Annotated in this window: 18 protein-coding genes; 13 read left to right on the top strand and 5 right to left on the bottom strand. The window is 42.4% G+C overall.

The genetic code is table 11. The features are described 5' to 3' along the window. The first annotated feature begins 226 nt into the window (after positions 1 to 226). Positions 227 to 4,345, top strand: a complete 4,119-nt coding sequence (locus R2Q85_RS08540; RefSeq protein ID WP_316811342.1) for a two-component regulator propeller domain-containing protein — start codon at positions 227 to 229, stop codon at positions 4,343 to 4,345. Here R2Q85_RS08540 and R2Q85_RS08535 read toward each other — a convergent pair. Both R2Q85_RS08535 and R2Q85_RS08530 read right to left on the bottom strand, forming a co-directional pair. Next, on the bottom strand, positions 4,329 to 7,016 hold the full coding sequence (locus R2Q85_RS08535) for a glycoside hydrolase family 2 TIM barrel-domain containing protein (RefSeq protein WP_316811341.1): 2,688 nt from the start codon (positions 7,014 to 7,016) through the stop codon (positions 4,329 to 4,331). The genes R2Q85_RS08540 and R2Q85_RS08535 overlap by 17 nt on opposite strands. 10 nt (positions 7,017 to 7,026) lie before the next feature. Next, positions 7,027 to 8,475, bottom strand: a complete 1,449-nt coding sequence (locus tag R2Q85_RS08530) for a hypothetical protein (protein WP_316811340.1) — start codon at positions 8,473 to 8,475, stop codon at positions 7,027 to 7,029. Positions 8,476 to 8,814: 339 nt separating this feature from the next. Between R2Q85_RS08530 and R2Q85_RS08525 the strand changes: the two genes are divergently transcribed. The 4 genes from R2Q85_RS08525 to R2Q85_RS08510 are packed head-to-tail and all read left to right on the top strand — an operon-like array spanning position 8,815 to position 17,503. After that, positions 8,815 to 11,802: a TonB-dependent receptor gene (locus R2Q85_RS08525; RefSeq protein ID WP_316811339.1), complete on the top strand. Its 2,988-nt coding sequence runs from the start codon at positions 8,815 to 8,817 to the stop codon at positions 11,800 to 11,802. A gap of 10 nt (positions 11,803 to 11,812) precedes the next feature. Continuing rightward, positions 11,813 to 13,372, top strand: a complete 1,560-nt coding sequence (locus R2Q85_RS08520; protein ID WP_316811338.1) for a RagB/SusD family nutrient uptake outer membrane protein — start codon at positions 11,813 to 11,815, stop codon at positions 13,370 to 13,372. 39 nt (positions 13,373 to 13,411) lie between these two features. Next, positions 13,412 to 15,097 (top strand): hypothetical protein, encoded by a 1,686-nt coding sequence (locus R2Q85_RS08515; RefSeq protein WP_316811337.1) that lies wholly within the window; start codon positions 13,412 to 13,414, stop codon positions 15,095 to 15,097. Positions 15,098 to 15,157: 60 nt separating this feature from the next. Then, positions 15,158 to 17,503: a sialate O-acetylesterase gene (locus tag R2Q85_RS08510; RefSeq protein WP_316811336.1), complete on the top strand. Its 2,346-nt coding sequence runs from the start codon at positions 15,158 to 15,160 to the stop codon at positions 17,501 to 17,503. Between the two features lie 6 nt (positions 17,504 to 17,509). Here R2Q85_RS08510 and R2Q85_RS08505 read toward each other — a convergent pair whose 3' ends face one another. Continuing rightward, complete coding sequence (locus R2Q85_RS08505; protein WP_316811335.1) at positions 17,510 to 18,394, bottom strand: NAD(P)H-binding protein; 885 nt, start codon at positions 18,392 to 18,394, stop codon at positions 17,510 to 17,512. Positions 18,395 to 18,475: 81 nt separating this feature from the next. Between R2Q85_RS08505 and R2Q85_RS08500 the strand changes: the two genes are divergently transcribed. Beyond that, on the top strand, positions 18,476 to 18,835 hold the full coding sequence (locus R2Q85_RS08500) for a helix-turn-helix domain-containing protein (protein WP_316811334.1): 360 nt from the start codon (positions 18,476 to 18,478) through the stop codon (positions 18,833 to 18,835). A 7-nt stretch (positions 18,836 to 18,842) separates the two neighbouring features. On the opposite strand, the gene R2Q85_RS08495 is transcribed toward R2Q85_RS08500, so the two are convergent. Both R2Q85_RS08495 and R2Q85_RS08490 read right to left on the bottom strand, forming a co-directional pair. Next, complete coding sequence (locus tag R2Q85_RS08495) at positions 18,843 to 19,346, bottom strand: DUF6141 family protein (RefSeq protein ID WP_316811333.1); 504 nt, start codon at positions 19,344 to 19,346, stop codon at positions 18,843 to 18,845. A gap of 250 nt (positions 19,347 to 19,596) precedes the next feature. Then, positions 19,597 to 20,289 (bottom strand): YafY family protein, encoded by a 693-nt coding sequence (locus tag R2Q85_RS08490; RefSeq protein WP_316811332.1) that lies wholly within the window; start codon positions 20,287 to 20,289, stop codon positions 19,597 to 19,599. Between the two features lie 46 nt (positions 20,290 to 20,335). Here R2Q85_RS08490 and R2Q85_RS08485 point away from each other — a divergent pair, with 46 nt between their 5' ends. Genes R2Q85_RS08485 through R2Q85_RS08455 form a run of 7 tightly spaced genes read left to right on the top strand, consistent with a single transcriptional unit; the run spans position 20,336 to position 26,493 of the window. Next, on the top strand, positions 20,336 to 21,514 hold the full coding sequence (locus R2Q85_RS08485) for an amidohydrolase family protein (RefSeq protein WP_316811331.1): 1,179 nt from the start codon (positions 20,336 to 20,338) through the stop codon (positions 21,512 to 21,514). 9 nt (positions 21,515 to 21,523) lie between these two features. Next, positions 21,524 to 22,468, top strand: coding sequence for an NAD(P)H-dependent flavin oxidoreductase (locus R2Q85_RS08480; protein WP_316811330.1), 945 nt, complete (start codon positions 21,524 to 21,526; stop codon positions 22,466 to 22,468). Further along, positions 22,468 to 22,746, top strand: coding sequence for an acylphosphatase (locus R2Q85_RS08475; RefSeq protein ID WP_316811329.1), 279 nt, complete (start codon positions 22,468 to 22,470; stop codon positions 22,744 to 22,746). The genes R2Q85_RS08480 and R2Q85_RS08475 overlap by 1 nt, the downstream gene beginning before the upstream one ends. 1 nt (position 22,747) lies before the next feature. After that, positions 22,748 to 24,226 carry a lipopolysaccharide biosynthesis protein gene (locus R2Q85_RS08470; RefSeq protein ID WP_316811328.1) on the top strand — a complete coding sequence of 493 codons (1,479 nt, stop codon included), beginning with the start codon at positions 22,748 to 22,750 and terminating at the stop codon, positions 24,224 to 24,226. Between the two features lie 8 nt (positions 24,227 to 24,234). Beyond that, a complete protein-coding gene (dut, locus tag R2Q85_RS08465) occupies positions 24,235 to 24,666 on the top strand; it encodes a dUTP diphosphatase (protein WP_316811327.1) in 432 nt (143 codons plus the stop codon). A gap of 8 nt (positions 24,667 to 24,674) precedes the next feature. Continuing rightward, positions 24,675 to 25,724 carry a tetratricopeptide repeat protein gene (locus tag R2Q85_RS08460; protein WP_316811326.1) on the top strand — a complete coding sequence of 350 codons (1,050 nt, stop codon included), beginning with the start codon at positions 24,675 to 24,677 and terminating at the stop codon, positions 25,722 to 25,724. Continuing rightward, the gene (locus R2Q85_RS08455) at positions 25,702 to 26,493 is read left to right on the top strand and encodes a DUF4292 domain-containing protein (protein WP_316811325.1); all 792 of its coding nucleotides are present in this window, start codon (positions 25,702 to 25,704) and stop codon (positions 26,491 to 26,493) included. The genes R2Q85_RS08460 and R2Q85_RS08455 overlap by 23 nt, the downstream gene beginning before the upstream one ends. Positions 26,494 to 26,508 lie beyond the last annotated feature (15 nt).

Raw genomic sequence — 26,508 nt, 5'->3', positions numbered from 1 at the left:
GTGTGGTAAACCCTGTTACCGGTTCATGTTCACCCTGTAAATCTTTCAATATCAAAATCTGGCGTTTCTGCAGAATGAATTTGGGCATTTATGCTGTATATTGGTTATTCCTATGTACTGATTATTCAAATTTCTGTTTTAGATGTTCATAAAACCTTTATTTCCGTTTGTGCTTTTTCCGGTTAGATTAAGGAGCGTATTCATCCTTTTGATGGTTTGTTTGCAAATGGCGTTTTCATGTGGGAAGGTCAGGGCGCAAAAGAAAGTCTTAAATTTTAAACACCTTACCATAAATGAAGGCTTATCGCAAAACACGATATTTTGTATTTACCAGGACCAACAGGGATTTATATGGTTGGGTACTGAAGACGGGCTTAACAGGTATGACGGCTATGAATTTAGAACCTTTAAAAACGAACTTAATAAAAACAAAAGTCTTAAAAATAACCAGGTTAATGCCATTGCGGAAGATGGGCAAAACCGTTTGGTAATTGGTACGCATGGAGGCATCAGCATTTTTAACAGAGACACAGAGGATTTTACCAATATCAATATTCCATCGTCTAAAAAAGACAGTCAGTCGGCCAATTTTGTAACCGCTGTTGTTTCTGATGGACAGGGAAAGATGTGGCTGGGCACCTATGACGGGCTAAAGGTCTACGATCAGGAAATCGGGAGATTTATGACGGTACACCTTCCGGGTGCATTTAATCAAAAGAATGTTCAGACGCTTTTTATAGACAATACAGAAAAATTGTGGATCAGCTTTAAAAATGAATTAAGGTGTCTGGATCTTAAACTATTTCGTTTTGTCGCTTTACCGAAGCCATTAATTGCTGAGCTGAAAAAAAAACAAGCCAATATCAGGCTGATCAAGCAGGATAAAAATGGAAATTTATGGCTTGGAAGCGAACAATCAGGTCTTTTTTTCTATGATAAATCCAGTGAACGCTGTATCAATTATGTAAATAGCCTCAAAAATGTAAATTCGCTGCCTTCGGATGTTGTTAGGGATGTCTTGTTCAACAATGATGGCCTGGTTTGGATTGCCACCAGGAATGGACTGAGTATTTTTGATCCGCTTAGTGGTAACTTTACAAATTTTAAGCACGATAAATATGATGCAGCAAGCCTGTCTCACAAATCGGTGCTGAAAATTATGAAAGACCGGACCGGAAGTATATGGATCGGTACTTATGCTGGCGGAGTTAACATTTACAATCCCGTAAACCTCAATTTTATTAATATCGGAGAGCAAATGGGCAGTAACCCTGGGCTTACCAATCCGGTTGTCAGTTCTATTGTTGCTACTGCAAATGACGATTTATGGATAGGCACTGAAGGAGGAGGACTAAATCTTGTAAACAGGACTACCGGAAAATATGAATTCCATAACCTGGTGAGGCGTGATTTAATGGCATCAGAGAACATTATAAAATCGCTGTCGAGGGATTTTAAGGGTAACCTTTGGGTGGGTGCATTTGATGGCTTGTATTATTTTGACCTGAACAGAAAGCAATTTACTGAACAGCGGTTAAAAATGGGTTCAGGTTTTAAAGGACGGGTACAGGTTTATGCGGTTTTGGCCGATTCGTTGGCTGTTTGGGCAGGCACAAATGGGGGCGGGCTCGTCTATTATGATCCAGCAAACAAAACAGAAAAAGTTTTTACGCATAGTGACGAAAATCTCAATTCAATTATAGGAAACTATGTAAGTGCCCTTGTTAAGGATAAATATGGCAACCTTTGGGTGGCTACGTTACAGGGACTTTGCTATTTAGATGTGCAACGAGACAAGTTTAAACGGTATGTTCACAATCCTGCCAGTAAGTATAGCCTGACAGGCAATAACGTGATTTCACTCTTTATAGATAACCAGGACCGGCTTTGGATTGGCACCAGGGGGGCAGGCTTAAATCTCTATGAGCCTAAATCGGATAGGTTTTATGCGTTTACAGAACAAAATGGCCTGGCCAATAATGTAATCCGGGCCATTAATCAGGATAAAGGAGGAAACCTGTGGGTAAGCAGCAATAAGGGTTTGACAAGGTTAAACATTGCATTAGATAATGGTAAACCTATATTGAAGACCTTGAAAAATTATACTGTAGCGGATGGCCTGCAAAGTAACCAGTTTTTTTCCGGGGCTACCACCCGTTCTGCCAGATCTGAACTTTTTTTTGGTGGCATCAATGGGGTTACTTCCTTTTTTCCAGACCAGATACAGGTTAATAAAAACACGCCTGGCATCGTATTTACAGATTTTTTGATCCACAACAAAAGACTGCCTATTGGTACAGATGGATCACCGATGAAGAAACACATTAATGAAAGCCGTAAAATTACCATTGCTTATGACCAGGCTTACATTACAGTAAAATTTGCTGCTCTGGATTTTATCAATGCCGCCAAAAATAGCTATGCCTATAAACTAGATGGGCTGCGGAATGAAGACTGGCATTTTGTGGGCAACCAGAGAACAGCCACTTATACCAACCTGAGCCCAGGTAAGTATACATTTATGGTTAAGGCCAGTAACAATGATGGCTTGTGGGGTAAAACGGTTTCTGAAATCAGTATCGAAGTATTACCCCCCTGGTATAAAACCTGGTGGGCGTATATGTTATACCTTGCCATTTTTAGTGCATTGCTGTACCTGTTCTACTATTTCTCGCTGGCAACTGCAAAACTGAAAAATGAACTGGATTTTGAACAGCGTAACCATGAAAAGGACCTGGAACTGTCTCAAAGAAAATTAACCTTTTTTACACATATCTCTCATGAGATTAAAACTCCACTTACTTTAATCCTTTCGCCGATAGAAAAATTACTGGACAACCGGACCTTAAACAATAAGGTACAGCAACAGCTTCAGCTGATCCATAGAAATGGGGAAAGGTTAATGCAACTGACCAGCCAGTTGCTGGACTACCGAAAATTTGAGACGGGGAATATGAAATTACAAGCGGCGGAAGGGGATATGGTAAAGTTTAACAGGGAAATCGTTGCCATGTTCCAGCCTTATGCCGCTAGCAAGGGCATAAATTTAGAGCTGTTTACTACACAAAGGAGCATTAACCTGTGGTTTGACAGCGATAAGATGGAAAAGATAATGTACAACCTAATTTCCAATGCGCTGAAATTTACACCGGCTGGCGGAAGTGTTGTTGTACAGTTGGATCTTGCTAAAGATAATGATCGGGAAGAACTGGTTTTACAGGTTGAAGATAATGGCATAGGTATAGCCCCTGAAAACTTAGATGCCATTTTTGATCAGTTTCAGTATTACAATACACATGGACTGAACCATAAAGGTACAGGGCTTGGGCTTACCTTTTCTAAGGGCCTGGTTGAAATGCACCATGGTAAAATTGAGGTTTCGAGTACAGTAGCCACTGGAGAGACGGAAGGGAAAACTATTTTTAAATTGAGATTGCCATTGGGTAACAGTCATTTACAGCAGGATGAGTTGCTCCTGGAGGATGTCAATAGTGAAGATATTGTAGCCTACCAGCAGGCAACACCATTGGAGTTAAACGCTGAAACCTTAATTCAAAAAGAAAACTTGCTGACTGCAGCAAGCCAGCAAAGGCTGGTATTGCTAATTGTTGAAGACAATGAGGAAGTATTGCAATTTGTAGCAAATCATTTTAGTGCCCATTTTGAAGTTTTGAGGGCTGTTGATGGAAACTCGGGCTGGGAACAGGCAAAAGAATCTCTGCCAGACCTGGTGATCAGTGATGTAATGATGCCAGGTATAACCGGTATTACGCTTTGTTCGAAAATTAAATCTGACCCCGTAACCAGCCATATCCCAGTGATCCTGTTAACTGCGAGGGAAGCATTATTGTTTAAAATTGAAGGCTTGGAAACGGGAGCTGATGATTATATCGTTAAACCTTTCAATCTTAAATACCTGGAGGCCAGGGTTTGGAACCTGCTGGAGTCGCGGAGGAAATTACGGGAAAAGTTTAGCAGGAACATGACTTTGCAGCCCCTCAACATAGCGGTGAGTTCGCTTGATGAGAAATTTTTAGAAAAAGCGATAAAGTATGTAGAAGTGCATATGGCAAAAGATACATTGGGCGTAGAAGAACTGAGCAGGGAGGTGGGCATGAGTAAAACCACATTGTACCGCAAGTTAAAGGCACTGACCAATCAGAATACAAATGAATTTATCAGAACGATTCGCTTAAACAGGGCAGCCCAGCTGCTGCTTCAGCAAAAACTGAATGTAAGTGAAGTGGCTTATTATGTAGGCTTCAACGACCAGGATTATTTCAGGAAATGCTTTAAAGAACAGTTTGGAACGACACCTAAGGATTATGCTAATAAATCCGTCTGATCTGTATCCCATTTAAAATGGTTGTTCCTTTTACAGGAAGAAAATTAACGGTAATGCCAGTGTTTTCAGTAACATGAACCGGAGTTTTAAATGAAAAAGCATTTGCGGCAACCAGGTTACTGCCTATTCCCTGCATAATGGTATTGCCATTAATCTCTACATCAAAGGAACGCTCCTTAAATTCTTCTTTAATTGTGGCTACTGAACCAAGGTCGTAGGCCAGCGCTTGCGGCTGTACTTTAGCTTGTAGTTCTGCAAAATGGAGTATAACTTCATATTCACCTGGCGGTACATCTGCCTTGAAATTTTCGATTCCGGTACGTTGTGTTTGGTATATGGGGTCTAAATGAGTACCTGATATGGCTTTGCTACTGCCAAAACTTAACCTCATCGTGTCGGCCATGGCAAATCTTGTTCCCCCGGTATACCCCCAGGATCCTTTAACGTAAGGCTGTTCCGGTAACCAAACCTGCTTAGACAATTCCTCCGTAAAATAGCGGGTATCTCCCATACTTACATTAATTGCTTCGAAGGGTATCTCGGTATTGTTTAACTGCTGTGGTACTAGCTTAGCCTGGATCGGGTATATATCCGTAAGCATATGCCCGTTTGTATTTGTTGTGGCCTGAAGTGTATTTAAGCCTGCTTTAAAATCGAGGGTAAACGTGGCTACACCCCCTGATGAGGGTTTTGTTCCTATGTTTTTCCCATTTGCCAGTAATGCTACTAAAGGCTGGTTGCTATAAACCCGAACAGTTTGAGGTACAGTATTGTTGGCATTGGCAATACCGCTGATTACCTTACGGTTACCCATACCTATTTTAAGGAAAGGCTGTGTCAAAAGGTTAGCCTGATAAAAATAATAGGTGTCTTTTGGTTTTCTGTCTATCGTTAAAAGTCCTTTATTGTTGATGTGCGGGTCGGTTTCCATTCGTTCTTCCGAACTGAAATCGGCCAGGTTCCAGGCCATGCCTGCGGCAACAAATGGTCGGTCGAGCATGGCCTTCAGGTAAAACTGGTGATAATTGAGCGCATACTCTATGCTCTTGTCAAACCGGAGGGGCTGGTTACTTTGGATACGGCTATCGGCATCAGCACCATATTCGGTTACCAGCAGTGGTTTTTCGGGAAGCAATTTATGGTGCATATCCAGAAAATCGGCAAAGCCCTGCAACTTTCCGGAATACCAGCCCTGATAAAGGTTCCAGCCAACCAGCATCGGAATTTTTGTTAAACCAACACGATTGTAAAGGTTAAAATTGCCATGGTTGGGGATCATGGTATACCTGGATGGGTCAGTTTTACGGGTCAGTGCTTCGAGCTCCCGGGCCAGCTGGGCCACATTTTTTAAATAGATTTCTCTGCGTACAGTATCGTTTCCGAAGGATGGCAGCCGCAACAAAACTTCATTCATATACGCCCAGATGATCACACTTGGGTGGTTGAAGTTCTGTTTGATCATTTCCAGCTGCATGGTTTTGCTGTTTGCAGAGAAGGGCTCACTTTCTGTAATGGCATTTACGATTGGAATTTCAACGGAGCACAAGATACCCATCCTGTCGCAGGCTTCCAGTACAGATTGGTCTTGCGGATAATGTGCAACACGCAGAAAATTACCCCCCATCTCTTTCAGCAGTTCCACATCCCTTACCGCAAGTTGATCAGGTACAGCATTGGCCATATCCTTGTAGTCCTGGTGCCTGCTGGCCCCAATGAGTTTAAGTGGTTTGCCATTCAGGAAAAAACCTTTGCCGGCATCAAACTTAAACCACCTGAAGCCTAAAGGCATGGTCATCTGGTCTAAAACTGTTCCACCTTGGGCATGTTTAATTGTTGTGGTTATGGTATATAGGGCCGGACTATCGGGCAACCATAATTCGGGATTTTTGATTTCCGGTAAACTGATTTCAAAGGGCTCTTCCAAGCCGGCCTTAACTGTTTTATTTTGTGTGGCAATCAGTTTGCCCTTGTAGTTAATTGTACAGCTGATCAGCAGTTTTTCAGCGGTACCACTGTTATTACTAATTAAACCCCGCAATTTTACTTTGGCTTTGGCCGCAGTAACTTCCGGGGTAGTGACAAATATGCTTTTTGAACCATGATCGCCCATACTAAAATGGATCTTTTCTAATGCAGTTAAATGTACATCGCGATACAGGCCACCAAAAAAGGTGAAATCTGCGCTCAGCGGCGGTACATCTGCATTAAATACATTGTTTACCTTAATGCTGAGTTCATTTATACCTTCGGTAAAGTTTGCGTATTTGCCGATATTGACATGGAAACCAGTATAGCCACCGGTGTGGCGGGCTATCTTTTTTCCGTTCATATAAACTTCCGTTTGTTGGTTGGCGCCTTCAAAATCAAGGTAAATTTCCTTGTTTTTCCAGTTTGCCGGCAATATCAGTGTTTTGGTATACCAGCCATCGCCACGGTAATAACCCGGTTGATCATCATTCACATCATGTGTATTCCAACTGTGCGGAATGGTAACGTTATCCCAAAGGGAGGTATCGGCCAATTGTTGCGGATAGCTTAAATTGCCCCGGTGAAATTTCCAGTCTGTATTGATGGTACGGGTTATTCTCTGTGCAGATAATGAGGTAAATGTAAGTAGCAACAGCATTAAATTTAGTAATGTTGCCGCGTGCGGATTTTTTGGTACAGTCATTTTTTATTATTTAACGGCCATTGTGGTTTGTTGCATCCAGGTATTGTATCAGCTGGTATCTATTCAGGTTGAGCTGCTTCATTAAATCCAGCATAGGGGTATATTCCTGGTAAGCATGGTCTACTATGCCTTTGTTGGCATCAATATTAGAGGGCTCTGCACCTTCAAGTGTTGGGTCGTTATCCTGATATTTGAACCAATGCCAGCCAACACAGTGTTTTGATTCGAGCAGTGCCAGGCAAAAATTCTGGTAGGCTTTGCCACGGTCTTCCTGGGTTTTTACAATCCAGCCCGCACCAGAGGTATTGGGCAGTCCAGAGTCTTCTGCTTTGGTATAAAATTCGGTAATGATAAAAGGTTTGCCGGTCCAGTTTGCCCAGTTTTGCATTTGTATTTTATCTGGTGTCCATGTGCCGTAATAATTGATGGTTACAATGTCAAGATAATTGCCTGCGGCTTTCATAAAAGCAGGTATATTTTTTTCTGAAGCATAGAAACGGCAGCCTAGATACAGGTGGTTGGGATCATGTTTTTTAATCGCTTTGGTTACAACAGAGAAATACTTATCGGCTACTACGGCCAGAAATTCTGCCCGATGTTGATCATTGATCTGTTCAGTTGTAATCCCCTTTTTTTTCATCCATGCTTTGGCAGCAATGTATCCCGGATCAGCTGTGTTTTTCAGGTTTAAATAACCCTCCAGGTTTTTCAGGTTAAGCGGCATTTCGTTATCAGAAAAATAACCCAGCAGATTGGGGTCATCCTGATAAGTGCTTAGTTTTTTTGCCTGTTCGTTACAGAAAGTCTCAAATCCAGGATCAAAAACAAAGATGGTATTGTTCGGGTAAGCCTTATGTCCCGGAACCTGGTAAGTTCCACCGCGTTTTTCGCCGTATGCAGCCATAAAGTTAAGGTTGAGGGTATAGGCCAGCGGTTTTTTTGCGGTATGGTTAATTTGAATGATACTTTCCGTATCAGACCATGAGCCGGTACCATTAAAACCATTTTCGCCCAACATGGTAGTGGTTTCAGCCATCCAGTTGTTTTTGTTGCCGAATTTTTCAGCAAATGCCAGCTGGTTTCGTTTTGAAGAACCTGTATTCAGGCTATTTACTGCAATGTGCATATTGTGATAGCCTTCAGGATCTATGATCCACCACCTTCCATTTTTTTTAAGGGTGCGAAAAAAGCCGGTACCGTTTAATTTTTGACTGGCATCACTGCCGTATTTGTTTAATACTGGTTGTTGTGAGACCTGGAGATCGGTAAAGTTGTTGATCAGCCTGGTTTCAAATGTCGCCCAGTTTGCGATCTTCACTTTTCCGTCCGGTCCCCGCTTCCAGACCTTTGCTTTTACAAATTCGGGCTTATAGTTTCCGGTTTGCTGGGCGTTGCAAAAAAAAGTGGAGGAGAATAATAGGAATAGGGGTACAAACCGTCGGTATCGCATCGTTTTCATCTGTTTATTTATTATTGTTTCATTTTAGACAGGCCAGGCAAGATACAAGAAGGGCTACATTTAAATCCTTGTTCAGCATTCAAATTGGCAGGGTAAATCAACCATTTTGAATTTGGAAGATTTACCCTGCTCATCTGTAAGATATTTACTTTTTGATAAGCTTAAGCGGTAATATCTTAGCATAGTTTAATTAGTGTTTTAATTTCATGGACAGGAACCGGACTTATTTATTGCTTATAACTTTTTTTTTGATAGCTGCAGTTTTCCTCTTCTTTCGCCTGCTGATCTGAAACATTATAAAAAACACAACCAGATTATAAACCTTTAATTCGAGTTATTATGAGATCATGTTACCAAAACATGTTGCGACTTTGTTTGTTGCTGCTCTGTTTTTTCCTCCAGAATAATCTTTTCGCGCAGGAGCGGGTGATTACTGGTAAGGTAAGTTCAGATCAGGAAACCCTGCCGGGGGTTGGCATCAGCATTAAGGGCAGCAAAAAAACTGCTGTTACGGATATCAATGGCGCCTTTAAAATTAGTGTAGCCAGTACTGATGTATTGTTGTTCAGTTATGTCGGCTTTATAACTACTGAGGTACCTGTTTCATCTGTTAACGGAACTGTTTTAAATGTTACTTTAAAGAAAGATGTGTCAGACCTTGATGAGGTTATCGTAGTAGGGTATGGTACGCAGCGTAAAAGTGATGTTTCCGGCTCTATTGTTTCAGTTAAGGCAGACGCAATGAATGCCATTCCTACCACGAGCATCAGTGAAATGCTAAGGGGTAAAGCATCGGGGGTGCAGATCACTACAGAGAGTTCGCGACCCGGCGGTAGTTCCAGCATACTGATCCGTGGACAACGGTCTTTATCTGGCGGTAATGCGCCACTTTATATTGTAGATAATGTTCCTGTAAACAATATTAACGACATCAACTCGGCCGATATCGCTTCGGTAGAAATACTTAAAGATGCGGCTTCTCAGGCCATTTACGGCACCAGGGCAGCGAACGGTGTAATCCTGATCACCACCAAACGTGGTGTTGCGGGGAAAGTTTCGGTTGATTACAATGGTTATACCGGTGTACAGCAGTTGAAAAAGAATTTCTCCTTGTACAATGGCACAGAGTGGGCAAACCTTCGACGTGAGGCTTTCCGGACGGAGGATCCTCAGGAAAATTACGAAAGTGATGAGGTGGTATTTGATAATATGGCGCTCGAAGTATTGAACAATGGAAATGCGATTGACTGGCAGAAGTTTATGATCAAAGATGCCTGGTCGCAAAAGCATGATGTAAGTGTACGCGGTGGTGGAGAAAAAACACAGATCGCTGGCTCACTAGGGTATTTTGATCAGCAGGGTATGGTTGAAAAATCCGGTTTTAAGCGTGGAACAGCACGTTTAAACATCGATCAGAAAATAAACAAAGTAGTTAGTATCGGTGCCAATATTTCTTTTACCCGCAGTAAGATTAACCAGGAAGACGGGAACCTTGACCAGTATATCATTACCACTCCACTGGCACAGCCCTACGACGCCGATGGTAACCTGCAATTGTTTGTGAATGGGGAAAGGAATGTCACTAATCCAAAGTTTTTAAATGATCAAACTGTAGACGAAACCACAACAAACAGGTTATTGTTTAATATATTTGGTAATTTCGACCTGTTTAAAGGGTTCAGGTATCGCATTAATGCTAACGTCAATGCCCGAAACAATGAAGCCGGGACTTATCGCAATAAAGCTTATTTAAAAGGCAGTAATATCGGTAATTATGCCACCATCAAGTCTGGCAATTACAACGATTACCTGGTAGAAAATATCATTTCCTATAACAAAGACCTGAATCAAAAAAATAGGTTTGATGTGACCTTACTGCAAAGTGTCTACAAGGAGATCAGCAGGGCCACGGGGCTTTCCGGCTCTCAATTGCCTACAGACATTTTAGGATATAATGGCCTGCCTTCTGCCCAGGTTATGGGGACACCTACCCGTGAAGTAACCGACAGGACTTTACTCTCGTATATGGGGCGTTTCAGGTATACTTTAATGGACAAATATCTTTTCACCCTTACCAGCAGGATTGATGGATCGTCTGTATTTGGTCCGGTAAATAAATATGGCATATTTCCTTCTGCATCATTTGCCTGGAGAATTGAACAGGAAGGATTTATGAAATCGCTGGAATGGATAAATCAGCTAAAGTTCAGGATAAATTACGGACAGGTAGGTAACCAGGCGGTAAGCCCCTATACAACTTTAGGCGAAGTGAATTCTTATCCCTTTTTATTTGGGGACGGATCGTTTCAGACTGGTTATCTGCCAAACAATAGCCTTTCAAACCCGAACCTTAAATGGGAAACTACAACTTCGCTAAACCTGGGCTTAGACTTCGATTTCTTTAATGGAAGAGTTGCCGGTGCCTTTGAATGGTATAACACCGATACGAAAGATCTTTTGGTGAGCAAATCTATTAACCAGTCGCTCGGCTATAGTTCTGTGTTGATCAATTTAGGAAAGGTGAACAATAAAGGTGTAGAGCTGCAGTTAAGTACTGTTCCTGTTAAGACCAATAACTTTACCTGGGGCATAGACCTTACCTATACGGCAAATCGAAACAAACTGGTAAAAATTACAGGAGATGTAGATGAACAAGGGAATCCTGTAAACGATCTGAATAACAATTGGTTTATCGGAAAGCCGATCAATGTTTACTATAATTATATTTTCGATGGCATATGGCAACTTGGCGATGACATCGCAAATTCGCATATGCCCACTGCCAGACCAGGAGATATCCGTGTCAGGGATATCAATGGCGACAATACAATCGATGCCGGAGACAGGGACATCATCTTCAGAGACCCTAAATGGTTTGGCTCATTTGGTACAAGTTTGAAATATAAGGCTTTTGATTTGTACCTGGATTTTTATACTGTGCAAGGCTCACTTAGAAGCAATCCTTATTTGTACGATTTCAACAGCGGAGGTGCGTTAAGTGGAAAAAACAATGGAATAAGGGTTAACTATTGGACCCCGGAGAATCCTTCAAACGAGTTTCCGCGTCCGAGATTTAGTTCAAGTACCCAATTCTTTTCTTCATTGGGTTATCAGGACAATTCCTATATCCAGTTCAGAACAGCTACAATCGGATATACTTTGCCGGTTAAACTGGTTAACAAGCTTGGTGTGCAGCGTATAAGAGCCTATGTAACCGGGAATAATATTTTTAATAAAACGGACTATTCATCCTATAGTCCTGAAGTAACGGCCGGTGGTTATCCGGAGCCAAGAATTTTCCTTTTTGGTCTTAATGTTTCATTTTAATACAACCATCATGAAAAAATTAATTTATTTATCTACACTGTTGCTGTTGTTTACAGTTTCCTGTAAAGATGTTCTGGATGAAGAAAGTAAGGATAAAATTACTGCCGATGCCGTATTTAATACTCCTGAAGGTTTAGGTACTGCAGTAATAGCACTGTATAACCTGGACCGGGACATTTATCGAAATGATTCTGAATCAACGGTTTGGACCAGTTTTATCCGTGCTGACGACCTGTCCGTTACCAGAGCAGGAGGAGGTGTTGGCTTTGCGAGGTATGATAACACCATCAATGCCTCAACTGCGCAGGTCAAGCTTTTTTGGAGCCATTACTATACCATCATTGAACGTGCAAACAAAATTATCATGGCAGGTGAAAACCTGGGACTGGAAAATGCTGATGTTGCCCAGGCAGTGGCAGAGGCTAAATGTTTCCGGGCAAGATCTTACTTTTATCTTTTCCGCACGTATGATCGGATTGTTCTGAACACGCAGGCAACCAGTGTTGATAATTTAGAACGGACCTATACGCCAGCTCAACCAGAAGATGTTTACGCACTGATGTATGCTGATCTTGATTTTGCAATTAAAGTGCTCAGCTATACACCAAAAAATATAGGTCGTTTTACACAAGGTGTAGCAAGGCACGTAAAGGCTGAGGTGGCACTATGGAAAAAAGATTATACGGAGGCCGCATTACAGGCAGATGAAATTATCACCAAAGGACCTTATAAATTATTGATGGATCCGGCAGATATTTTCAAGGGAGCAAATTTAAACCATACTGAAGCTATTTTTGTAAGCCAGTGGGATAGGGCAGCCGGTGGATCGGTGGGAAACCCCACAGGGCACCGTTTAGCAAAATATTTTGTTCCTAATTATATTAAACAGGCAGGTATTCAGATTACCGAAGCTAATGGCGGGGTAGGATGGGGACGTACGTACCCTAACCCTTATTTACTGAGTTTATATGCGGCAAATGATAAACGCCTGAATTCATTTTATAAGCTTTTTTGGGTATATGACGATCCAGGCACGCTTCCCCCGGGAAAAACACTGGGTGCGAAGGTTACCACTACAAATGCTTCGGTTTATTTTGATCAGTTGTATCCTGCATGTTTTAAATATGTAGACCAATGGACAAAATTAGCCCCGGACGAAGCGCAGAGTTTTAAAGACATTATCATTTATCGATTGGCAGAGACTTACCTGATCGGTGCTGAAGCACACATGCACATTGGCGGTGCCAGTGATCCATTGGCAGTCCAATATATGAGTAAAATACGTGAGAGAGCTGGTTTGGGTGTTTTCACAGGACAGGTAACTGAAAACCTGATCCTGGATGAAGATGCCCGTGAACTCGCTTTTGAAGGGCAACGCTGGTATATGCTAAAGCGATTAGGCAAGTTGGTTGCACAGATTAAACTTTATGCAGGTGATCCGTATGTTAATGCAGTTCAGGCCAGAACGGGTATAAAGGATTATCACGTCAGATGGCCAATACCACAATCTGAAATTGACAACATGAAAGGGAAGGGAGATTTTATTCAGAATCCGGGCTATCCGCAGTAGTAGCATACTTCCTGAAATTAACCATAAACCAGATAAACCATGAGAAGAAAAATTGAACTTGCATTGCTTTTAGCAGCGGTAACTATATCCGGCTGTCAGAAAGCGGATTTTCCCAAGGAGGAGCAGTTGGATGCCAAAAAACAAAGCGATTTTGGTATAAACTTGGTCACAACGACTTATTATGTAGACAATGTAAACGGGAATGACAGTAACAATGGAACCAGCACTACAACCGCCTGGAAAAATATTTCTAAGGTAAATTCAGTTACTTTTTTACCAGGTAACCAAATTCTATTTAAGGCCGGAGGGAGCTGGACCAATCGCTTAAGGCCCCTGGGCTCGGGTACCAGCGGCAGTCCGATTGTAATTGGCAGCTATGGGAGCGGTAACAGGCCTAAAATAAACGGGGCTGGTGTAGCTGAGGGTGCCATCTATCTGCACAATCAACAGTACTGGGAAATCAATGATATTGAGGTAACCAATTATAATTCTGCTGAAGAAGGTGGGATAAGTATAACTTCCTGGGAAAGTAACAACACCACAAACTATGCAAATGTAACCTTACCAGCACAGGCTGTAAAAAACAATACCCCTAAAATCGGTATCCTTGTTAACGCTGAAAATGCCGGCGCTATCAACCATATCTACCTTAATAATGTATACGTACATGGTGTAAATGGAACAATTGACCAGGCTGATGAAGATAGTAAAAACAACGGTGGGGTGGCTTTCACGGTAACAGGAACAACTACACAGACCTGGTTTAACGATATTGTAATTGACGGCTGTACCATCAGTAATGTAGACCGTACAGGTTTATTTACCAGTTCTACCTGGGATGACCGGACTTTTAGCGTCAACACCAACTGGAAACCTACTACGGGCCTGATCATTAAAAATACAACCTTTAACAATATTGGCGCCAACGCCCTGATTGTGAGAGTGGCAGACCATGCCTTAATTGAACACAACCTTTTTGATTATTGTGCCATTAAAATTTCTGGAAACGCAGGCTTTAATTTCAATACGGACTATACCAAATGGCAATACAACGAATGCCGGTTTACAAAGGCGAATGTGGGCGACCGCGATGCAGGAGGTTTAGATGCTGATTATAAAACTAAAAATACCATTATTCAATACAATTACCTGCATGATAACGATTATGGAATGCTGATAACCGGAGGTGGAAACAGCTTTAATGACAATACACAGGTTAAATACAACATCATAGAAAATGATGGCAAGCAGGCCCATCCATCTAATGGTAAGTTCTCTTTCAAAATTGCAGGGGCGGCAACGAATACGCAGGTGTATAACAATACCTTCAACATTAAGGCTGGCTGGAACAACATCAGTATCTTTTTGCATTCGCAGTGGACGGTATGGCCTTCGGCAACTACTTATACCAATAACATCATTAGAAATGCTGCTGCAAGTTCTGCTTACACCATGGGCAGCAGTACCGGCAATTCATTCGATTACAATATTTTTAATATGAATGTTGCCACCAACCAACCTTCGCAGGTGCATAGTGTTACCGGTTTTGTGAAACTGGTTAACCCGGATACAGGTGATCCAAACGGGTATAAGTTGCAAACGGGTTCTGTAGCCCTGCTCGCCGGTAAATTAATTACCGGAAATGGTGGCAAAGACTATTTTGGAAATACAGTATCTTCAACAACAGCACCGAATATTGGTGCATACAACGGACCAGGGTTGTAATTAATTTTTTGTTATATAGCCGTGGGTAAACTTTGCCCATGGCTCTTTATTTTTGTATATATGTTTAAGAACTACCTCATTTTGTTACTTGTTTGCTTTATAAGCCCGAATTTTGTTCATGCTGTCACTCCTTTGTTTAACCAGGTGTATTATGTGGATGCACAACTTGGAAAAGACAACAATGACGGGCTAAGTGAAACAAGACCATGGAAAAGTTTAGCTAAAATAAATGGGACAAAATTTAGTCCTGGTGCGGAGATATTGTTCAAAGCAGCACAAACATGGGTTGGGCAGCTGCATCCTCAGGGATCGGGCAGTAAAACACAGCCAATTCGTATTGGCAGTTATGGTAAAGGGAAAAAACCACACATTGCTGGTAATGGTATCGCTAATGGGGCTGTTTACCTGTATAACCAACAGTACTGGGAGCTGCGTAATCTTGAAATTACCAATTACAATCCTATGGAAGAGCATGGGGCAAGCTTAAAAAACTGGGAAAAGAACAATACCAATGCGTATGTATTACCCGTATTGCCACCACAATTAAAAAACAGCAACGTACCTAAGTATGGAATTTATGTTTTAGCAAAGGACCTTGGTGAAGTGGCTCATATTAAGATGATCAATATAGAAGTTCATGGTGTGAACGGCTACATTAATCAGGCCGATGAGAAAAGTAAAGATAACGGTGGTATCTTTTTTAAGATTATCGGGGAAGAAATACCTACTTATTTTAATGAGGTATTAATTGACTCCTGCAATATTCACGATGTTGACCGTACCGGATTGGTCATCTGCAGCTCAACCTGGAGCCAGCGTACCTTAAATGATCCTGGAAACTGGAAACCATCGCGGAACATAAGGATCAGCAATTGCAGGTTCAGCAACACAGGAGCAAATGCGCTCATTGTCCGGGTGGTCGAAGGTGCTATTATTGAACACAACCTGTTTGATCATTGTGCCATTAAGGGTTCTGGAAACGCAGCCTTTAGCTTTAATACGGATGATGCAATATGGCAATTTAATGAATGTCGTTTTACTAAGGCTAATGTTGATGACAGGGATGCAGGAGGCATTGATTCAGACTATAAAAGCAAAAGGACCATATTGCAATATAATTTTGTACATGATAATGACTATGGTATGCTGGTTACAGGAGGCCCTGCTAATTTTAATGACAGTACCGTTGTGCGCTATAATATTTTTGAGAATGATGGCAAATTTGCTCATCCAAGCCATGGAAAATGTGTAATTAGATTGGGAGGAAGTACCAGCAATACACATATCTATAACAATATAATTTACCTGGGGGCTGATCAGAAAGACACAAAAATTGTCTCTCATGAAATCTGGAAAACGATACCAGACCAGACGCTTTACCAAAACAATATCTTTTACAATTTGAGCCAGGGTGCCAGTTACGATCTGGGCAAAAGCACAAATAATATTTTTGAGGGAAATCTGTATTTTGGCAATACTGCTGACCTGCAGCCTGCAGATGCAAAGAAAGTTACAGCGGATCCCGGATTTGTTGATCCTGGAAAGGCTGATCCTGCCGGATATCAGCTAAAAGAAAATTCCCCTGCAGTGGGATCGGGTATTCCAGTTAAAAATAACGGTGGCCGGGATTACTTTGGTAGGCCCTTGAAGCCAGGTGTTTTACCGAGCAGAGGTATTTATGAATTTTCGAAAAAGGCAGGTCCTGAACTTGAAATTTACCTGTTACTGGGCCAGTCAAATATGGCAGGGAGAGGACCGCTTTCGGTGGAGTACACCGCGATGGAGCAGCCCAATGTTTTGGTTTGGGATAAGGAAAGTAAATGGGCTACAGCCAGGCACCCTTTACATTACGATAAGCCCAAAGTTTCTGGCGTTGGCCCTGGCCTGTCTTTTGGTTTTACAATGGCCCGGTCAAAGCAAAACGTCCGTATCGGGTTGGTACCATGCGCAGTAGGCGGGACCAATATTAATGTTTGGAAACCTGGTGCTGTGGACAAAGGGACGAACACGCATCCTTTTGATGATGCAGAAATGAGGATCAGGGAAGCCATGAAATATGGGGTGGTAAAAGGGATGATCTGGCATCAGGGTGAAGCAAATAGCAGCGCACAAAATATGACTGGTTATTTAGATAAACTAAATGAACTAATTACCCGGATCAGGAAAATGGTGGGTGACGAAAAATTGCCGGTTGTTATTGGGGAGCTGGGCCGGTATAAAACCAATTATCCGCAATTTAATAAGATGCTGGCCAGGGCTCCGCAGGTGATTTCCGACCTGGCATTGGCCACGTCGGAATCACTGGTTGATAAAGGTGACCTGACACATTTCGATTCGCCTTCGGCTACTGCCTACGGGAAGCGATATGCCGAAAAAATGTTGTGGCTTCAGCGAAACATAAAATAGTCAGCCTTACCGGGTAAATGCCTTCGCAAATTCTACTGCAAAATCCTCCAGCTTTATTTTTCCAAGTGATGAAGGTCTGTTGTTAAAATAGTGCTTATATAATTTACGGCTCCGGGTTGCATCACCCATTTCAACATAACTTTTAGCCATCACCTCAGGCAGCCCCGCCTGCAACATACCCTGTAAAGCCTCTTCATCATTAAACTCTACCCATGGTAGTTCTGGCTTACCAATGGCAGCACCCAGTACACTTGCCAGATTTTCAGCTGTACTTTCATCACTCGCAATGTAGCGGATGCTTTTGCCTGTAAATCCCTGCTGTAACTCTTCTGCGGCTACGGCAGCAATATCATTTGGGTGTACCAGTACCAATGGCGTTTCTGCACTGTAATTTGACCCCAGAATGCCTGCATGTTTAATCATATCGATGTTCCCGAAGAAATTGATGTAGAAAAAACCCGGGCGTAGATGTTTAATGGCTACATCGTCCAGTTTGCTATAGGTTTGCTCTACATCATGCAGGCCGGAAATAGGTCCTGTGCCGCCATCCAGGTGTGCGCCGATACTGCTGAGGTTAACTACCTGTTTAACACCCGAGGCTTTAATGGCGTCGGCATATTTTTTACCCGTACCAGCAATAAACTCCCTGATATTTGAAGCCCCAAAATTTGGTGGAACCATAGTATAGACAGCATCCTTACCTGAAAAAGCTGCCGTTAGGAAAGCTACATCTTCCACAGAGCCGATAGCGGCCGTTGCACCAAGTTGTTCAATAGCCTTAACCTTATCTGCACTACTGCTAATGATGGTAACCTGATGTCCGGCAGCAATTAAAGTTCCTGCCAATGGTTTACTGATATGTCCGAGTGATCCTGTGATTGTAAAATTCATAATTATATATTTTAAAATGTTGAATACAAAGGTATATTTGTACTTACTTTTATACAAGTACTTACCCCAAAGTATGTAACTATGACTGCAATTAAAGAAAGTTCAACGCGTAATTTTAACAAGCAGGTTTCTGCTATTTCTTGTCCCGTTACCTATGTAATGAACAAGATTGGAGGGCACTGGAAGCCGATTATTTTGTATCACCTTTCCAACGGCCCGAAACGTTACAGCGAATTAAAGCGGGCCATTCCCGAAATCACGGAAAAAATGCTGATCCAGCATTTAAAACAATTACAGGAAGATGACCTCGTACTTAGAACCGCTGAACCTGTTGTTCCGCCATTTGTAACCTATTCATTAACCCGGGCAGGAGCAAAGTTGCAGCCTGTGTTGAATGCGATGGCGGTATGGGGGCTGGATGATATGAAAGAGAGAAGATAAGCTGTTTTTATGCATTTAGCTGATTCAGCACAGCCTCAAGTTCAGCTGCTTTATTGGTACCGATCAATATCTTTTTGCCTGTATTGAGTTCCAGCTGCAGGCCTTTATTACCGGATACATTATATGCCATTCCTTTTCCGGAAATGCTGTAACGTAAACCCCAGCCTCCATATTCTCCCAAAGGGCTATAGGTCCTTATATAGGCTTTTGCAACCATTTCCCAGTTATAGTGTTTATACGAGAATTGAAAAGGGAAAAATTTCACATAGATGCCATCTTTTTTGATGCGGGTGCTAAACCTGGTATAAAAGAATAAAAGCGTTACCAGTAAAATAGTCCCTGAGGCAATCAGTAACCCGGTGTCAGCCATGGGCCGGTCACCGACCTGTTTTTTAAGGATCAGTTGCTGGTATACCATAGACAGGAAAAAGCCATTCATACTTAATATAATAAGCCATACCCACCATTGTTTAAACTTTTGATCTTCCGTAAATAAAACTGCCTGCTGCATCTTCTTTAATTATAAATGTTAATCCCAGAAACGGCACTCAATATACAAAAAATCCCGCTCCGAAACTATCCATCCATGCAGTTAAGCTTCAAACCTGTGCACCCTGCTTTAGAAAAAAATTACCTTCTGTGAAGCGGCCTGGCGTCTTTTTCATTTTTCCGTTAAGGAAAAATGAAAACTATGCAGCCGCAGAACAGAATGGTTATTTTTTAACATTATGCTGCCGCAAAACAGAACGGTTATTTTTTTTTCAATAGTCAACAGGCAGCATTTTCATATAGTCGCTGACCGGCATGTGGTCTTTTTTCCGGAAGGGAAGTTCCAGATTACGGACTTTTACAATGCGGGATACCCTGAAATCGCGGTAGTCATTGCGCAGGTGACACCAGGCAATGAGGTGCCAGTTGTAGGCGTAAAAAATCAGCCCTATGGCCTCTACTTCGCGTTTGCTGCTTTCACTATTGTTGTTCTGATAATCGATCTCAATCAAACACCGGCCGGAAATGGCATTTTGAAGGTTGGCGAGGTGATCAAATTCATCATTCACCATTTCATGGTTCAGCTGAAACTTAATGCTTTCATTCAATAGTTCCAATTTTTCCTTTTGGGAATGTTTCAGTACTGCCTTTACCTTGTTTAGTGCAGTGGTATAATTGGTAAAAATAGATTTATCCGCAAAGCGGGATACCAGGCGTTCCATGATTAGTAAAGCATTGGCTTCATCCTGTGAAAAGGAAACCGGGGGCAGGAAATAACCCTGTACAATGAAATAACCTTTAGGTTGTTCAAAGCTGATGGGAATACCTTGTTCTAAAAGGGCTTTGATATCGCGGTATACAGTACGTACACTAATCTGGAATTGATCAGAGATCTTATCTGCCGTAACGTATTTCTTGGTTTGGAGTAATAAAAGTATGCCAAATAGCCGGTCAATTCGGTTCATCAGGTTCATAGATTGGTTAAGCGCAAAAATAATCTTTTATTTGCATATGATATCATATGTTTCGGCAACTTATGTACATCCGGTTGTTGGTGCTCCAATAAAGAACGGTGTACTGGCTATTGGCCCTGATCGCGTTATTGAAGGGGTATTTACGGCCGAAGAAGCCAAAGAAAAGGAAATTACAGACATTCAGCACCATGAAGGCTTATTGGTGCCAGGATTTATCAATACCCATTGCCACCTGGAATTGTCTAACCTGAGATATCTGATCAGACGGCACACCGGCCTGCCGGAATTTGCAAAATCGGTGATCAGGTCACGTACTTCCGATGAATATGAGATTGAACTGGCCATGCTGAAGGCGGATAAAGAAATGTTTGAAAATGGGATAGCTGCGGTTGCTGACATTTCCAATCAGCTAATTTCAAGAACGATCAAGAACAATTCACCTCTTTATTACCATACCTTTTTAGAGATCATGGGCTTTAATCCCAACAATGCTAAAAATGCGATGGAAAGGGCCCTGAAATTTAAAGAAGAATTTGAACCCTTAGCTGTCTCCATCGTTCCACATGCACCTTATTCTGTTTCAACGGAATTGTTTAATGAACTTCGTGCATATGAAGGAGAAACAGGGGGCATGCTGAGCATACACAATCAGGAATCGGCAGATGAAAATGCCTTCTTTGAACATAAAACAGGTGGTTTCATTGGTCTTTTTGAATTTTTAGGGCAGGATATCAGTTTTTTTAAGGCTCCGGGAACAAGTTCAATAGAAGCTTATCTGCCACTGATCTCGCCTGCTTTAAGAACTTTACTGGTGCACAATACCTATACTACTGCAGCTGACGTGGCTTTTGCTACCGGTATCCATCCCAATTTATACTGGTGCCTTTGCCCGCATGCCAACCTTTACATAGAAAATAAGTTGCCGGATGTGAACATGCTGCGCGCTGCGGATTTAAGGATTACACTGGGTACGGATAGCTTGGCCAGTAATACCCACCTGAGCATTTTGTCGGAAATGAACCTGTTGCAGGAGCATTTTGAAGTGTCAACCGAAGAGTTGCTGCGCTGGGCAACCCTCAATGGCGCCAATTTTTTAGGACTTGCGTCGGAATTTGGTAGCTTTGAAACCGGAAAACGTCCGGGTGTAAATTTGCTTAGCTTTACAGAGAAAGATGGTCAGGTGATTTTGGGTGATAAAGTGGAACGGCTGTTTTAAAATTAGCACATGACGAATAGGATTACCGAACTTTTTGGCGTAAAATACCCGATTATACAGGCGGGAATGGTATGGTGCAGTGGTTGGAGACTGGCATCGGCAGTGGCCAATGCAGGAGGGCTGGGCATTATCGGAGCGGGATCAATGTACCCTGACGTGCTTCGTAAACATATTCAGAAATGTAAAAAAGCGACGTCAAAACCTTTTGCGGTAAATGTACCCCTGCTGTATCCGAACGTGGAGGAGATCATGCAGATCATTGCGGATGAGGGGGTACGGATTGTATTTACTTCGGCAGGTAACCCGGCCCGCTGGACTCCGTTTTTAAAAGAAAAAGGAATTATTGTGGTACATGTAATTGCCAATACGAAATTTGCGCTGAAAGCAGAGGCCTGTGGTGCAGATGCAGTGGTGGCTGAGGGATTTGAGGCTGGTGGACATAACGGCAGGGAGGAAACGACCACGATGTGCCTGATCCCAATGGTACAGGCCGTCGTTAAAATTCCGGTTATTGCTGCCGGAGGTATTGGTAGTGGTAAAGCCATGCTTGCTGCGATGGCCCTTGGGGCCGAGGGTGTGCAGATCGGCTCGGCATTTGCGGTTGCAGAAGAATCATCAGCCCATCCTCATTTTAAAGAGCGGATTATTGATGCAGCAGAAGGGGATACCCGGCTGAGCATGAAAAAGCTGGTTCCGGTGCGTTTGCTAAAGAACGAGTTTGCGGAGGCGGTGGCCCAGGCAGAGGCAGGTGGTGCCAATGCAGAGGTACTGCTCGGTATTTTGGGCAGAGCAAGGGCAAAATTGGGTATGTTTGAAGGGAATATGGAAGAGGGCGAACTGGAGATTGGCCAGGTATCGGCCATGCTGAAGGAAATAAAACCTGCGACTGAGATACTGGAAGGGATCTGGCAGGAGTTTTTATTGGAAGTAAAGCGGATTAAAGCATTTAATTGATGAAGAAGATACATTTGAATATCAGCATTGCAGGGAAGGTGCAGGGGGTTACATTTAGAGAGACTACAAAATATGTGGCCGACCAGTCGGGCATTAAGGGTTTTGTGAGAAATGAACCCGATGGTACGGTGTATATGGAGGCCGAGGCGGAGCAATGGGAACTGGATGCTTTTTTGGAATGGTGCAATGACGGGCCTGACAGGGCAAAAGTTGAGAGTTGCACTGTTGAAAAAGGGGAGCTGAAGAATTTTATGGATTTTGTAATCTTAAAAAAATAAGATGTCCGCAATCAAGAGATTTCTGGGGCAGGCAGCGATTTATGGGGTAACTACTGTGGTGTCAAGGATGTTTAATTTCATCCTTACCCCATTCTTTACAGTCGTATTTCAGCCTGGCATCTATTCTATTTTTACGAAAATGTATGCCTCTGCCTCATTGATCAATGCGATACTTGCCTTTGGGATGGAAAGTACCTTTTTCAGGTATTTGAACAAGCATGAAGATAAAAAGCAGGAGGTATATAACAATTCGTTTTTTTGTGTTGCCTTTCTGTCACTGCTCTTTCTGCTGTCGGGGCTGGTATTTGCAAAGCCAATTGCGGTTCATTTTTCTTCCGGACCAGAGGAAGTTGCCGATTACATCAAGTATGTTCATTATTTTGTCTGGCTGTTGTTTATTGATGCCATTTGTGTGATTCCTTTTGCCAAGCTGCGTGCAGACGAAAAACCCTTGCGCTTTAGTCTGATCAAGTTTTTGAACATCGGAACTTTCATTGGTTTTAACCTGACTTTTCTGTTGGCTGTTCCGGCAATCATCAGAATGGGAGGGTCTGTTGGTGAATGGCTGGCCTCCTGGTACCGTGAGGGATGGATTGGATATGTTTTCATTTCCAATTTGATTGCTAGTGTGCTCACCTTCATTATGCTGATTCCGGAAATGCTGAAGCTGCAGCTAAAATTTGATCAAACACTATTCGGTAAAATGATATCCTATTCATGGCCAGTGCTGGTGGCAAATTTATCTTTCGTGATCAATGAAAATCTGGATAAGATGATCCTGGAGCCGTTGGGAGTTTCGGCTTACAACCTGGGCGTCTACGGGGCGGTTTGCAAGATCGCCGTATTTTTAAGCCTTTTCATCACTGCATTTCGGTTGGGTGCAGAACCTTTCTTTTTCAGCCATGCCAAAAACATCAACGCAAGACAAACCTACGCCACGATCCTAAACTACTTTGTTGTAGCGCTGGCCCTCATCTTTGTGGGTCTAGTGGCCAATATTGAGATTCTGAAACATTTCATTGGCCCGGAATATTGGGTGGGACTGGATGCGGTGCCTATTTTGCTGTTTGGATATGTTTGCCTGGGCATCTATAGTAATTTGTCGATCTGGTACCGTTTATCGGACCAAACCAAGTACGGCCTGTACATTTCTCTGGTAGGCGCTATCATTACAATTGTGCTTAATATTGCATTGGTGCCCAGCTTTGGTTTTATGGGGTCTGCATGGGTGTCGTTGCTGGCTTATTTTGTCATGATGGTGATCTCTTATATACTTGGTCAGCGCAACTACCCGATTCCTTATGACCTGAAAAGAATTGTTAGCTATCTGCTGGTATCGTTAATGTTGGTATCCTTATCTTTCTGGGTGTTTAACCGAAACCTCATCATAGGCAATATTTTACTGGTTGCATTTGCCGTAGGCGTTTTTTATTTTGAAAAGGACCAGTTGAAAAGTATATTAGTTAAGAAACAAAAATAAAATAGCCGATGAATATCAACATCATTAATCAATCAGGACATCCCCTGCCTCAATATGAAACTGCGCATGCTGCAGGTATGGATTTACGTGCCTTTGTGGAAACAGAAATTACGATTAAACCTTTACAGCGGGTATTGGTTCCAACAGGTCTATACATAGAACTTCCTGTAGGTTATGAAGCGCAGATCCGGCCACGCAGTGGCCTGGCTTATAAGCATGGCATCAGTATTGTGAATGCTCCGGGAACGATAGATGCAGATTACCGCGGAGAGCTTAAGGTACTGCTGGTAAATTTGTCGGACACCGATTTTGTAGTGAACAACGGTGATCGGATTGCGCAAATGGTAATTGCCAGGCACGAGACTGCAGTATGGAACGCTGTGGAGGAACTGAATGATACCGACAGGGGTGCTGGCGGTTATGGGCATACAGGTAAATAGCTATTGGAATGAAATATAAAGGGTTTTTATTGATTTTACTGGGCTATATTCCTGCAGCGCTTGCACAGCAACCTGTAACGGGAGTGCTGGATAGTAATGTCGTAAAAACCCTTTTTTTTGCAGGCTTGCGGGATAAACTGAACGAGGATTACAGCAGGGCAAATGAAAGTTTTACCAAAATCCTGGCGCTTGATCCGAACAATGCCGCCGTTCATTATGAAATAGCGGTAATGAACTACCGGCAGAATAAGCTTTTTGAAGCGGAAACAGCCATAAAAAAGGCGGCAGCATTAGATGGAAACAATGTCTGGTACTGGATGATGCTGGCCGAACTGCACAAGCGAAAAGGAGATATGGAGGCCCTGGTTGGAGTTTTAAATCAATTGATCCGCCTTTCTCCGGATACGGAAGCTTATTATTATGACCGGTCTAACGCCTGGTTGCTGGCCGGGAATACGGAAGCTGCGATGAAGGGTTATGAGGAGCTGGAAAAGAAATTTGGCAATTCGGAGGCACTTAGTCATGCCAGAAGGCGGATAACCATGGAGAAAGATGATGCAGGGGAGAAGATCGGGGCCCATCAGGCAGAAGCTTCGCTGAGCCCGGAGCAAAACATGCTGTTGCTAGGCGAAAAGCTGTACAAGCAGGGCGATCTGAACGCTGCATTAGTCCAGTTTAAGGCCATCTTAAAAAACACTGACCAGGTTTATATGGCCTGGGAACGTACTATTGCTATTGAAGTGGCCCTGGGTTTGTATGCGGATGCGTTAAAAGTGGCAGATGAGGCTTTGTCTTTATACCCAAACCAGGCAGTTTTATATTATTACATGACAGTAGCACTGAAGCATAGCAACCGGTATACGGAAGCCTTGACCAATATCAAATCTGCCTTGCAGCTGGATGAAGGAAATGCGCTGTACATGGAATTATATGGAGACATTTTATTTTTAAACGGAGATAAGGCGCAGGGACTGCTGCAATGGAAAAAAGCAAAAGCGGCAGGAAACAGTGCTGAAAAATTAAACAAAAAGATCAATGAGCAGAAGTATTTGGAATAGATGGATTTGGATAGCGGCGATTTCGGCAGGCTTGCTGGCTTGTAAAACAAAAAAAGCAGTAGTTGCTGTACCGAAAAGCGACAGCACCACTACAGTAAATAGCCGCAAATCAGAGAACCTTGCCTTATTAAAAAAAAATAATCTTTCTTTTAATACCCTTTCTTTAAGGGGAAAGGCCAGCCTGAACATCAATGGGAATAGCAATAATGTGAGCATGAACATCAGGATGAAGAAAGATGAAATGATCTGGATGAGTATAACTGCAATTGCCGGAATAGAAGTGGCAAGGGTTTTGATTACACCAGACAGCATTAAAGTAAGAAACAATTTTCAGAGCGTGTACCTGAAAAAGCCTTTTAATTACGTGCATGCATATACCAATAAACAGGTGAGTTTTAAGTTGCTGCAATCGGTGTTTTCCGGAAATACCATTGACGATTTTATGGTAGAACAATCGGAACTTGAGCAGTTGAATGGGGTTTGGGAATTGAAAGGACAGCAGCAGGACCTGGCTTACCGGGTGCTGTTCAATACCTTGCTGAAAGTTAGCGAGAATAACCTAAATGATGTAAAATCCGGCAAAGCATTAAAAGTAGTGTATGGAGATTATCAGAAGGTAATTGATGAATTGTTTCCTTCCAGCATGCAGATCAGTTCTATGGCCGGGATCAAACAGGTTGGCATCAATCTCGATTTTTCGAAGATTGAGCGCAATGTTCCGCTTGATTTTCCGTTTAGTGTTCCTAATAAGTATGAAGTAATAAACTGATTTTTTTTATACTTT

Source organism: Pedobacter heparinus, assembly GCF_032678725.1.
Taxonomy (GTDB): domain Bacteria; phylum Bacteroidota; class Bacteroidia; order Sphingobacteriales; family Sphingobacteriaceae; genus Pedobacter; species Pedobacter heparinus_A.
This window is presented reverse-complemented; position numbering and strand designations above follow the sequence as displayed.

What these genes read in the sequence shown, in the direction of transcription:
- R2Q85_RS08540 (WP_316811342.1), top strand. Translation starts at nt 227, where the DNA reads ATGGCGTTTTCATGTGGGAAGGTCAGGGCGCAAAAGAAAGTCTTAAAT.
- R2Q85_RS08535 (WP_316811341.1), bottom strand. Translation starts at nt 7,016, where the DNA reads ATGACTGTACCAAAAAATCCGCACGCGGCAACATTACTAAATTTAATG.
- R2Q85_RS08530 (WP_316811340.1), bottom strand. Translation starts at nt 8,475, where the DNA reads ATGAAAACGATGCGATACCGACGGTTTGTACCCCTATTCCTATTATTC.
- R2Q85_RS08525 (WP_316811339.1), top strand. Translation starts at nt 8,815, where the DNA reads ATGAGATCATGTTACCAAAACATGTTGCGACTTTGTTTGTTGCTGCTC.
- R2Q85_RS08520 (WP_316811338.1), top strand. Translation starts at nt 11,813, where the DNA reads ATGAAAAAATTAATTTATTTATCTACACTGTTGCTGTTGTTTACAGTT.
- R2Q85_RS08515 (WP_316811337.1), top strand. Translation starts at nt 13,412, where the DNA reads ATGAGAAGAAAAATTGAACTTGCATTGCTTTTAGCAGCGGTAACTATA.
- R2Q85_RS08510 (WP_316811336.1), top strand. Translation starts at nt 15,158, where the DNA reads ATGTTTAAGAACTACCTCATTTTGTTACTTGTTTGCTTTATAAGCCCG.
- R2Q85_RS08505 (WP_316811335.1), bottom strand. Translation starts at nt 18,394, where the DNA reads ATGAATTTTACAATCACAGGATCACTCGGACATATCAGTAAACCATTG.
- R2Q85_RS08500 (WP_316811334.1), top strand. Translation starts at nt 18,476, where the DNA reads ATGACTGCAATTAAAGAAAGTTCAACGCGTAATTTTAACAAGCAGGTT.
- R2Q85_RS08495 (WP_316811333.1), bottom strand. Translation starts at nt 19,346, where the DNA reads ATGCAGCAGGCAGTTTTATTTACGGAAGATCAAAAGTTTAAACAATGG.
- R2Q85_RS08490 (WP_316811332.1), bottom strand. Translation starts at nt 20,289, where the DNA reads ATGAACCGAATTGACCGGCTATTTGGCATACTTTTATTACTCCAAACC.
- R2Q85_RS08485 (WP_316811331.1), top strand. Translation starts at nt 20,336, where the DNA reads ATGATATCATATGTTTCGGCAACTTATGTACATCCGGTTGTTGGTGCT.
- R2Q85_RS08480 (WP_316811330.1), top strand. Translation starts at nt 21,524, where the DNA reads ATGACGAATAGGATTACCGAACTTTTTGGCGTAAAATACCCGATTATA.
- R2Q85_RS08475 (WP_316811329.1), top strand. Translation starts at nt 22,468, where the DNA reads ATGAAGAAGATACATTTGAATATCAGCATTGCAGGGAAGGTGCAGGGG.
- R2Q85_RS08470 (WP_316811328.1), top strand. Translation starts at nt 22,748, where the DNA reads ATGTCCGCAATCAAGAGATTTCTGGGGCAGGCAGCGATTTATGGGGTA.
- dut (WP_316811327.1), top strand. Translation starts at nt 24,235, where the DNA reads ATGAATATCAACATCATTAATCAATCAGGACATCCCCTGCCTCAATAT.
- R2Q85_RS08460 (WP_316811326.1), top strand. Translation starts at nt 24,675, where the DNA reads ATGAAATATAAAGGGTTTTTATTGATTTTACTGGGCTATATTCCTGCA.
- R2Q85_RS08455 (WP_316811325.1), top strand. Translation starts at nt 25,702, where the DNA reads ATGAGCAGAAGTATTTGGAATAGATGGATTTGGATAGCGGCGATTTCG.